The sequence below is a fragment of the Streptomyces sp. NP-1717 genome, assembly GCF_022695985.1.
In the GTDB taxonomy this organism is placed as follows: Bacteria; Actinomycetota; Actinomycetes; order Streptomycetales; family Streptomycetaceae; genus Streptomyces.
Map to the genome: position 1 here is coordinate 1 of NZ_JAAPBF010000251.1, position 10202 is coordinate 10202.

The following is a 10202-nucleotide window of genomic DNA, read 5'->3' on the forward strand; positions in this document are numbered from 1 at the left end:
CACGTGGGTGGGGAGGGGTTGGTCCTCAATTGGCTGACAGGCCCGGAGGAGTGCGGTCACGTGGGCGGGGGGCCACTTCTACCGCTGCGCAGCGCCAGCGGAGGTCGGGGCCCTGTTCGAGGCGGAACGCCATCGCGCGGACCTGGTCGCCCGCCGCGATGCTGGCCCATGCCTCGACCGCCCCCGGACGGGGGTGGAAGCCCCGGCACGTGCGGATCACCGGCGTGGTGTTACGGGCGCGCAGCGGGGTGGTCGGGGCCAGGCGGACGAGTTGGTCGTACGCCTCGCCGATCGTCCTGCCCAGCATCGAGTGGACCGGGCGCAGGCCGCTGAGGACGGCGAGCAGTTGCTCCGCGAAGAGGTCGTGCGGCTGGAGCCGGGGCCGGCGGTGCTGGGGGACCACCCGCCCGGGCCTGCGCGGGTCGCGCCTGGCCGGTGGCCGGGTGGTGGCGACCGTCCGGGCCGCCGCCCTGTCGTACGTCCTGTTGGTCTCTGTGTCGCTCACGCAGATCGCCCCCGTTCCGCCGGCCCGGCCGCATCGCATTACCGGGCGGTAACTTGTGTTGGGGATCTTCTACGGGTGATCCCGGATTGCCGCAAGGACCGGATCCCGGTGCGGCGCGTGCGCCGGGTGTCACCTGTCCGAGTGGCCGGGCAGGCCGGAGCAGGGCCGCAGGCGTCACTCTGTGTGTTCGGGACGGCCGGAAACGGCTCCGCAGTGTCACCCCGACGAGGGACCGGCCGAATACACCGGACGTATCCTTGAACGGCTCTCCCGACTACGAAAGCGGTCATCGCATGCGCGTCTACGTCCCTCTGACCCTTCCCGGTCTCGCCGAGGCGCAGAAGACGGGCGAGCTGGGCCCCGGGCCGCTGACCGCGTACGCGGTGACCCCCGGACTGCGCGAGTGGTACCTCTCCGACGACATCGAGGAGTTGGAGTACGCGGCGCTCAACCGCGCCGCCGCCGCCTCGCTCCGGCAGCTCGCCGGTGATCCGTCGGCCGCGCGGCGCCGGGTCGTCGTCGCCGTCGACGTACCGGACAAGGACGCCGCGGCCGACCCCGACCGCGGGGTGGACTCCGCCGGGCTCGGCGAGGTGCGGATCGCCACAGCCGTCCCCCTGGCCAAGGCCGCCGCCGTGCACGTCGACGCCGACGACGCCGAGGACGACGTGTCCGCCGCCGCCACGGCGCTGGGCGCGGCCGACCACGGCGACGACGACGCGCAGTTCACGGTCGACGGGGCCGAGGACCACGAACTGCTCTGGTTCGGGGTGCAGGAGATCCCGGGCATCGTCGCCTAGGGTTCGGCGGCGCGTTGTCGGACCCTGCCGGTAACGTTTCCGGCATGGGGAAGCACGACACACATCTGGTCTGGGACTGGAACGGCACACTGCTCGACGACTTCGAGGCGGTCGTCGCGGCGACCAACGCCGCCTTCGCGGAGATCGGTCTCGAATCGATCACCCCGGAGCGCTATCGGGATGTCTACTGCATGCCGATCCCTGTCTTCTACGAGCGTCTGATGGGCCGCCTCCCCACGGACGCCGAGTGGCTCGTCATGGACGAGGCATTCCAGCGGCACTACGTGGAGCGCCGCGTCGGGTGCGGGCTCGCCGAGGGCGTCGAGGAGCTGCTGACGCAGTGGGTGCTGGCCGGCCGCAGCCAGTCGCTGCTCAGCATGTACGAGCACGAACAACTGGTGCCCGTCGTGCGCGGCTACGGGATTCACCAGCACTTCGTACGGGTCGACGGCCGGACGGGCCCGTCCGGCGGCACGAAGGCCGTGCACATGGAGCGCCATCTGGCCGCGCTCGCCAAGGACGGCCGGATAGACCCCGCGCACACGGTGGTGATCGGTGACGCGGTGGACGACGCCCTGGCCGCCGCCCATGTGGGTGCCAGAGCGGTCCTCTACACCGGGGGATCGCACAGCCGTAAGAGCCTGGAGGCGGCGGGAGTTCCGGTCGTCGACAACCTCGCTGACGCCGTCGACCTGGCACAGAGCCTCGCGCGCTGACCATCGGTCACCAACATCCGGCCGTCACTTGTCACTGGCCGGACCGGCAAATTTCCCGCCCTTCTTTTGTACATATGCGGTTCATGACGGGCCCGGGGTGCGGCGAGATAGCCTGGGGCCGTGATCAGTGCGATATGCCGTGGGAGCACCGAAGCTCCCGGCCAGCGCCCGGAGTGCCACAGCGCCCCGGGCCTCGCTGATCCCCGCAATCCGGCGTGGCCGTCAAATTTGGCCAATAACGTCCCGGACATCTCTCATCGCGGCATAGCGTCGACATCGACCGGAGACCCCGCGTCGTGGCGTTGTGTCGCTTCTTTCATCGACGTCACGCAATGGCGCGCGACAGGAGCCAGAGGACATGCAGACCAAGCTGGACGAAGCCAAGGCCGAGCTGCTCGCACGGGCGGCCCGGGTCGCTGAGAACAGCCCAGCCGGGGGGGCTGGGGGTCTGGGGGGCACCTCCCGGAACAACTCGGCCGCGAAGGCGACCGACGACGAGACGAACGACGAGAAGCGGCCGGACAACGACACGCTCCTCGCCTTCCTCCACAAGTACTACCTGCACACCGCACCGGACGACCTCGCCGACCGCGATCCGGTCGACATCTACGGCGCGGCGCTCTCCCACTACCGGCTGGCCGAGAATCGCCCGCAGGGCACGGCCAACGTGCGTGTCCACACGCCGTCGGTCGAGGAGAACGGCTGGACGTGCACCCACACCGTCGTCGAGGTCGTCACCGACGACATGCCGTTCCTCGTCGACTCGGTCACCAACGAACTCACCCGGCAGAACCGCGGGATCCACGCCGTCATCCACCCGCAGATCCTGGTGCGGCGCGATCTCACGGGCAAGCTCATCGAGGTCCTCCCCGAGAGCCGCGGCGACAGCGCCGAGCGGACCCACGACACCCTGATCGAGTCCTGGATCCACGTCGAGATCGACCGCGAGACCGACCGCGCCGATCTCAAGCAGATCACCGCCGACCTGCTGCGCGTGCTGTCCGACGCCCGCGAGGCCGTCGAGGACTGGGGCAAGATGCGCGAGTCCGCGCTGCGCATCGCCGACGAGCTGCCCAGCGAGCCGACCGCCGACGACCTGCGCGACCAGGAGGTCGTAGAGGCCCGTGAGCTGCTGCGCTGGCTCGCCGACAACCACTTCACCTTCCTCGGCTACCGCGAGTACGAGCTGACGGGCGACGACGCCCTGACCGCCGTGCCCGGCACCGGCCTCGGCATCCTGCGCTCCGACCCCAAGCACACCGACGACGAGGCCCACCCGGTGAGCCCGTCGTTCAACCGGCTCCCCGCCGACGCGCGCGCCAAGGCCCGCGAGCACAAACTGCTCATCCTCACCAAGGCCAACAGCCGCTCCACCGTGCACCGCCCGAGCTACCTCGACTACGTCGGCGTGAAGAAGTTCGACGGCAAGGGCAACGTCATCGGCGAGCGCCGCTTCCTGGGCCTCTTCTCCTCGGCCGCGTACACCGAATCCGTACGCCGCGTACCCGTCGTCCGCCGCAAGGTCGCCGAAGTCCTCGAAGGCGCCGGCTTCTCGCCCAACAGCCACGACGGCCGCGACCTGATGCAGATCCTGGAGACGTACCCGCGCGACGAGCTGTTCCAGACACCCGTCGACCAGCTCCGCTCCATCGTCACCAGCGTCCTGTACCTCCAGGAGCGGCGCCGGCTGCGCCTCTACCTCCGCCAGGACGAGTACGGGCGCTACTACTCCGCCCTCATCTACCTGCCGCGCGACCGCTACACCACCGGCGTCCGGCTGCGGCTCATCGACATCCTCAAGGAGGAGCTCGGCGGCACCAACGTCGACTTCACCGCCTGGAACACCGAATCGATCCTCTCCCGGCTCCACTTCGTCGTCCGCGTCCCGCAGGGCACCCAGCTGGCCGGGCTCACCGACGCCGACGTCGACCGCATCGAGGGCCGGCTCGTCGAGGCCGCCCGCTCCTGGGCCGACGGCTTCGGCGAGGCGCTCAACGCCGAGCTGGGCGAGGAGCGCGCCGCCGAACTGCTGCGCCGCTACGGCAACGCCTTCCCCGAGGGCTACAAGGCCGACCACTCGCCGCGCTCCGCCGTCGCCGACCTCGTCCGCGTCGAGGAGCTGAGCCACGACAAGAAGGACTTCGCGCTCTCCCTCTACGAGCCCGTCGGCGCGGCTCCCGGCGAGCGCCGTTTCAAGATCTACCGCACGGGCGAGCAGGTCTCCCTCTCCGCCGTACTGCCGGTGCTCCAGCAGCTCGGCGTCGAGGTCGTGGACGAGCGGCCGTACGAGCTGCGCTGCGCGGACCGCGCCCACGCCTGGATCTACGACTTCGGCCTGCGCATGCCGCGCGGCGAGAACAACCAGGCCAAGGACGACCACCTCGCCGAGGACGCGCGCGAGCGCTTCCAGGACGCCTTCGCGGCCGTCTGGACCGGCGAGGCGGAGAACGACGGCTTCAACTCCCTCGTCCTGCGCGCCGGGCTCAACTGGCGCGAGGCGATGGTGCTGCGCGCCTACGCGAAGTACCTGCGCCAGGCCGGGGCGACCTTCAGCCAGGACTACATGGAGGACACCCTCCGTAACAACGTCCACACCACCCGGCTGCTCGTCTCCCTCTTCGAGGCCCGGATGGCGCCCAACCGCCAGCGCGCGGGCACGGAGCTCATCGAAGGGCTCCTCGAAGAGCTGACCGGCGCCCTCGACCAGGTCGCCAGCCTCGACGAGGACCGCATCCTGCGCTCGTTCCTCACCGTCATCAGAGCCACACTGCGGACCAACTTCTTCCAGAGCGCGAGCAAGGCGCCGGACGGTACGGGCCGGAAGTCCACGGCCGACAAGTACCACAGCTACGTGTCGATGAAGTTCGATCCGCAGGCCATCCCCGATCTGCCGGCGCCCCGCCCGGCGTACGAGATCTGGGTCTACTCGCCGCAGGTCGAGGGCGTCCACCTGCGCTTCGGCAAAGTCGCGCGCGGCGGACTGCGCTGGTCCGACCGGCGCGAGGACTTCCGTACGGAGATCCTGGGCCTGGTCAAGGCGCAGATGGTCAAGAACACGGTGATCGTGCCGGTCGGCGCCAAGGGCGGCTTCGTCGCCAAGCAGCTCCCCGACCCGGCCGTGGACCGTGACGCCTGGCTCGCCGAGGGCATCGCCTCCTACCGGACGTTCATCTCGGCGCTCCTCGACATCACCGACAACATGGTGGCCGGCGAGGTCGTGCACCCCGCCGACGTGGTGCGGCACGACGAGGACGACACCTATCTGGTCGTCGCCGCCGACAAGGGCACCGCCAGCTTCTCCGACATCGCCAACGAGGTCGCGATCGCCTACGACTTCTGGCTCGGCGACGCCTTCGCCTCCGGCGGCTCGGCCGGTTACGACCACAAGGGCATGGGCATCACGGCGCGCGGCGCCTGGGAGTCCGTCAAGCGGCACTTCCGCGAACTGGGCCACGACACCCAGACCGAGGACTTCACCGTCGCGGGCGTCGGCGACATGTCCGGCGACGTCTTCGGCAACGGCATGCTGCTCTCCGAGCACATCAGACTGGTCGCCGCCTTCGACCACCGGCACATCTTCATCGACCCGAACCCGGACGCGGCCACCTCGTTCGCCGAGCGCCGCCGCCTCTTCGACCTGCCGCGCAGTTCCTGGGCCGACTACGACAAGTCGCTGCTGTCCCAGGGCGGCGGGATCCACCCCCGCAGCGCGAAGTCGATTCCCGTCAACGCACACGTACGCGAGGCGCTGGGCATCGAGGCGGGCGTGGCCAAGCTGACGCCGGCCGACCTGATGCGGGCGATCCTCAAGGCGCCGGTCGACCTCATGTGGAACGGCGGCATCGGTACGTACATCAAGTCGTCCGCCGAGTCGAACGCGGACGTGGGCGACAAGGCCAACGACGCCATCCGTATCAACGGCGAGGACCTGCGGGCCAAGGTCGTCGGCGAGGGCGGCAACCTGGGCGCGACGCAGCTCGGCCGGATCGAGTTCGCCCGGCGCGGCGCGGACGGCCGGGGCGGCCGGATCAACACCGACGCCATCGACAACAGCGCGGGCGTGGACACCTCCGACCACGAGGTGAACATCAAGATCCTGCTCAACGCCCTCGTGACGGAAGGCGACATGACCGTCAAGCAGCGCAACAAGCTGCTGGCGGCCATGACCGACGAGATCGGCAGGCTCGTCCTGCGCAACAACTACGCGCAGAACGTCGCCCTCGCCAACGCGGTCCTCCAGGCCCCGTCCCTGCTCCACGCCCACCAGCGGTTCATGCGCCGCCTGGAGCGGGACGGCAGCCTCGACAGGGAGCTGGAGTTCCTGCCGAGCGACCGCCAGATCCGGGAACTGCTCAACGGGGGCAAGGGACTCTCGCAGCCCGAGCTGGCCGTCCTGCTCGCGTACACCAAGATCACGGTCGCCGACGAGCTGATCTCCACCGGGCTGCCCGACGATCCGTACCTGCGCAAGCTGCTGTACGCGTACTTCCCCGCGCAGCTCCGCGAGAAGTTCTCCGAGCAGATCGAGGGGCACGCGCTGCGCCGCGAGATCATCACGACGGTGCTGGTCAACGACACCGTGAACGCGGGAGGTTCGACCTTCCTGCACCGGCTGCGCGAGGAGACCGGGGCGTCGATCGAGGAGATCGTACGAGCGCAGACGGCCGCGCGGGAGATCTTCGGGCTGGGTGCGGTCTGGGACGCGGTCGAGGCGCTGGACAACAGCGTCGCCGCCGATGTCCAGACCCGGATCCGGCTCCACTCGCGGCGGCTGGTCGAGCGCGGCACGCGGTGGCTGCTCGGCAACCGGCCGCAGCCGGTGGAGATCGCCGGGACGGTCGAGTTCTTCGCCGAAGGCGTGGAGCAGGTGTGGCAGCAACTGCCGCGGCTGCTGCGGGGCGCGGACCTGGAGTGGTACCAGAACATCGTGGAGGAGCTCACCGCGGTGGGCGTGCCGGATGTGCTGGCGCTGCGGGTCGCCGGATTCTCGGCGGCGTTCCCGACGCTCGACATCGTGCAGATCGCCGACCGTACGGGCAAGGATCCGCTGGACGTGGCCGAGGTGTACTACGACCTCGGTGACCGGCTGCGGATCACCCAGCTGATGGACCGGATCATCGAACTGCCGAGGGCGGACCGCTGGCAGTCGATGGCGCGCGCGTCGATCCGCGAGGACCTGTACGCGGCGCACGCCGCCCTGGCGTCGGACGTGCTGTCGGTCGGCGACGGGGACTCGAAGCCGGAGGAGCGGTTCAAGGCGTGGGAGGAGAAGAACGCGGCGATTCTCGGGCGTTCGCGCACCACGCTGGAGGAGATCCAGAGTTCGGACTCGTTCGACCTGGCGAATCTGTCGGTGGCGATGCGGACGATGCGGACGTTGCTGCGGACGCACGCGTAAGCCTGGTCCGGCGGGGCCTTGTCCTCAATCGCCGGACGGGCTGCGGGTGTGGCCCGTCCGGGCCGGGGGGGAAGTGACAGGTCCCGCTGTCCTGGCCGGGCTGTTTGCGCCGGGTCCGCCCGGTGGGCGGTCCGTCCTCAATCGCCGGACGGGCTGAAGGGGTGGCCGGCTCGTCGTCATGTGGCGGACGGGCTGAAGTGGTGGCCGCTTCGTCGTCAGGTGGCGGGCAGGCTGAAGTGGTGGCCGCTTCGTCGTCGGGTGGCGGGCGGGCTGGAGTGTGGGCGGTTCGTCGTCAGCCGCCGGGCGGGCTCATTTTGGGCCCGCCCGGCGACTGAGGACACCGTCGGGGTGTCAGCGTTTGCGTTTTTTCGGGGGGACGCCGGTCGCCTTCTCGTACGCCGCCACGACGTCCGCCGACGGGCCGTCCATCCGCAGCGTCCCCGACTCCAGCCAGATCGCCCGGTCGCAGGTCTCGGTGATCGTCTTGTTGCTGTGGCTCACCAGGAAGACCGTGCCGGCCTGCTGGCGCAGTTCGGCGATGCGTTCCTTGCTGCGCTTCTGGAACCGCGCGTCCCCCGTGGACAGCGCCTCGTCGATCAGCAGCACGTCATGGGTCTTGGCCGCCGCGATGGAGAAGCGGAGCCGCGCCCCCATGCCCGAGGAGTACGTGCGCATCGGCAGCGTGATGAAGTCACCCTTCTCGTTGATCCCGGAGAACTCCACGATGCCCGCGTAACGCTCCTTGACCTGCTCGCGCGTCATGCCCATCGCGAGCCCGCCGAGTATCACGTTGCGCTCGCCGGTCAGATCGCTCATGAGTGCCGCGTTGACGCCGAGGAGCGACGGCTGGCCCTGTGTGTAGACCTTCCCCTCGCTCGGCGGCAGCAGCCCGGCGACCGCCTTGAGGAGGGTCGACTTCCCGGAGCCGTTCGAGCCGATGAGGCCGATGGCCTCGCCCTTGTACGCGACGAAGCTCACCCCCCGTACGGCGTGCACCTCGCGCACGCCGGGGGTCTTCCGGCGCGAGACGATCCGGCTGAGCGCCGAGGTGGCGCTGCCTTTGCCGCCCTTGGTGCCGTGCACCTTGTAGGTGATGTGGACGTCGTCCACGACGACGGTCGGAACACGCTCGGTCTCAGCCACGGCCGTACTTCTCCTCCGCCTGCCAGAAGAACAGGAATCCGCCGGCCCCGACGAGCACCGCCCAGCCGGTGGCGACCAGCCAGACGTGGGGCGGGAGTTGACCGGCGGTGAAACTGTCGATGAGCGCGAAGCGCATCAGGTCGATGTAGACGGCCGCCGGGTTGCATTCGAGGGCGAGCCGGACCGGCTCCGGCACGTTCTGGTTCTTGAAGACCGTGTCCAGGCTCCACATCACACCGGACGCGTACATCCAGGTGCGCAGCAGGAACGGCATCAGCTGTGCGATGTCGGGCGTCGCCGCTGTCAGTCGCGCGAAGATCATCGCGAGCCCGGTGTTGAACACGGTCTGGAGCGCGAGGGCGGGCACGGCCAGCAGCCAGGCGGGCCTCGGGTACTGCTCGAAGACGGCCAGGATCACGGTGAGCGCGCCCAGGGAGAACAGCAACTGCTGGAGCTGCTGGAGGGCGAACGCGAGCGGCAGCGAGGCGCGCGGGAAGTGCAGGGCGCGGACGAGGCCGATGTTGCCGGAGATCGCGCGGGTGCCGGCGGTCACGGTGCCGGCGGTGAACGTCCAGATGAAGACGCCGGTGACCAGGAACGGTACGTAGTCCGGCACCCCGTCCCTGGTGTTGAGCAGGACGCCGAAGATGAAGTAGTAGACCGTCGCGTTGAGCAGCGGGGTCATGATCTGCCAGAGCTGGCCGAGCTTGGCCTTGCTGTACTGCGAGGTCAGCCGGGCGGTGGCGAACGCGGTGACGAAGTGGCGGCGGGAGTGCAGTCCGCGCAGGTACGCGAGGAGCGGGGGGCGGGCCGCGCTCTCGGTCAGACCGTGCCGGGCGGCGAGCGCGCGCAGGTCCGGGGCCGGGTCGAGGTCCTTCGGCACCGGTCTCGGCCGGGCGGGGGGTGCGGTCGTCTGGCTCACAGGGGTCGCTTTCGACGAGGGACATCGAACGGAGGCGAGCGGAGAGGGGTGGGGAGAGGGTGTGGGGGGCATGGGTAGCGACGGGACGGGACCGTTTCGTCGTAACGAAGAGGTTAGAACGGAAGTACGTCGCAACGCAACCGTTTCGTCGTGACGTGCCTGGCGCTATGCTCGTTGCCATGCCCACGGACCCCCGCCTCTCACGCCGCGCCCCAGCGGGAGCCGCCGTGCTCCGTGAGGACGTGACCGACGCCATCCGCTCCGCCGTCTTCGAGGAACTCGCCGCGGTCGGGTTCGCCCGGATGTCCATCGAGGGCATCGCGCGGCGGGCGGGCGTCGGCAAGACGGCCGTCTACCGGCGCTGGAAGTCCAAGCTGGCGCTGGTGCTGGATCTGGTCTCCGCCGTCGCGGCGCAGGGGCTGCCGGTGCCCGCGACCGGTTCGCTGTACGGGGACGTACGCGCCCTGCTGGAGGTGGCGTCGCACGCCCTGCGCCACCCGCTGGCCTCCCGGGTGATCCCCGATCTGCTGGTGGAGGCCGCTCGGCACCCGGAGATCTCCGAGGCGATCAAGGCGGCGCTGCTGGACGGGCGGCAGGGCATCGCGGCGGTGGTCGTACGCGAGGCGGTGGCCCGCGGGGAGCTGCCCGAAGGCGCCGATCCCGACCGGGCGCTGGATCTGATCGCGGGGCCGCTGTACTGGCGGCTGGTGGTTGTCCG

The 10202-nt window shown here is 70.0% G+C and carries 7 protein-coding genes; 4 read left to right on the forward strand and 3 right to left on the reverse strand.

The genetic code is table 11. The annotated features are described in order from the left end of the window. Positions 1-25 precede the first annotated feature (25 nt). Positions 26-505 (reverse strand): Rv3235 family protein, encoded by a 480-nt coding sequence (locus tag GXP76_RS30950; RefSeq protein ID WP_242574934.1) that lies wholly within the window; start codon positions 503-505, stop codon positions 26-28. Between the two features lie 293 nt (positions 506-798). Between GXP76_RS30950 and GXP76_RS30955 the strand changes: the two genes are divergently transcribed. The 3 genes from GXP76_RS30955 (at position 799) to GXP76_RS30965 (ending at position 7419) form a co-directional block, all read left to right on the forward strand. Continuing rightward, on the forward strand, positions 799-1305 hold the full coding sequence (locus tag GXP76_RS30955) for a hypothetical protein (protein ID WP_242574935.1): 507 nt from the start codon (positions 799-801) through the stop codon (positions 1303-1305). Positions 1306-1349: 44 nt separating this feature from the next. Further along, complete coding sequence (locus GXP76_RS30960; RefSeq protein WP_242574936.1) at positions 1350-2021, forward strand: HAD family hydrolase; 672 nt, start codon at positions 1350-1352, stop codon at positions 2019-2021. Between the two features lie 358 nt (positions 2022-2379). Beyond that, on the forward strand, positions 2380-7419 hold the full coding sequence (locus GXP76_RS30965) for an NAD-glutamate dehydrogenase (RefSeq protein WP_242574937.1): 5040 nt from the start codon (positions 2380-2382) through the stop codon (positions 7417-7419). Between the two features lie 351 nt (positions 7420-7770). Here GXP76_RS30965 and GXP76_RS30970 read toward each other — a convergent pair whose 3' ends face one another. Both GXP76_RS30970 and GXP76_RS30975 read right to left on the reverse strand, forming a co-directional pair. Then, a complete protein-coding gene (locus tag GXP76_RS30970) occupies positions 7771-8562 on the reverse strand; it encodes an ABC transporter ATP-binding protein (RefSeq protein ID WP_242574938.1) in 792 nt (263 codons plus the stop codon). After that, positions 8555-9556 carry an ABC transporter permease gene (locus GXP76_RS30975; RefSeq protein ID WP_277994013.1) on the reverse strand — a complete coding sequence of 334 codons (1002 nt, stop codon included), beginning with the start codon at positions 9554-9556 and terminating at the stop codon, positions 8555-8557. The genes GXP76_RS30970 and GXP76_RS30975 overlap by 8 nt, the downstream gene beginning before the upstream one ends. Positions 9557-9651: 95 nt before the next feature. On the opposite strand from GXP76_RS30975, the gene GXP76_RS30980 reads away from it, so the two are divergent. Further along, positions 9652-10202, forward strand: a 551-nt coding sequence (locus GXP76_RS30980) for a TetR/AcrR family transcriptional regulator (RefSeq protein ID WP_242574940.1), incomplete at its 3' end; no start/stop codon positions are given.

Excerpts from the sequence above, each read along its gene's own strand:
- GXP76_RS30955 (WP_242574935.1), top strand. The coding sequence starts at position 799 with ATGCGCGTCTACGTCCCTCTGACCCTTCCCGGTCTCGCCGAGGCGCAG.
- GXP76_RS30960 (WP_242574936.1), top strand. The coding sequence starts at position 1,350 with ATGGGGAAGCACGACACACATCTGGTCTGGGACTGGAACGGCACACTG.
- GXP76_RS30965 (WP_242574937.1), top strand. The coding sequence starts at position 2,380 with ATGCAGACCAAGCTGGACGAAGCCAAGGCCGAGCTGCTCGCACGGGCG.
- GXP76_RS30975 (WP_277994013.1), bottom strand. The coding sequence starts at position 9,556 with ATGCCCCCCACACCCTCTCCCCACCCCTCTCCGCTCGCCTCCGTTCGA.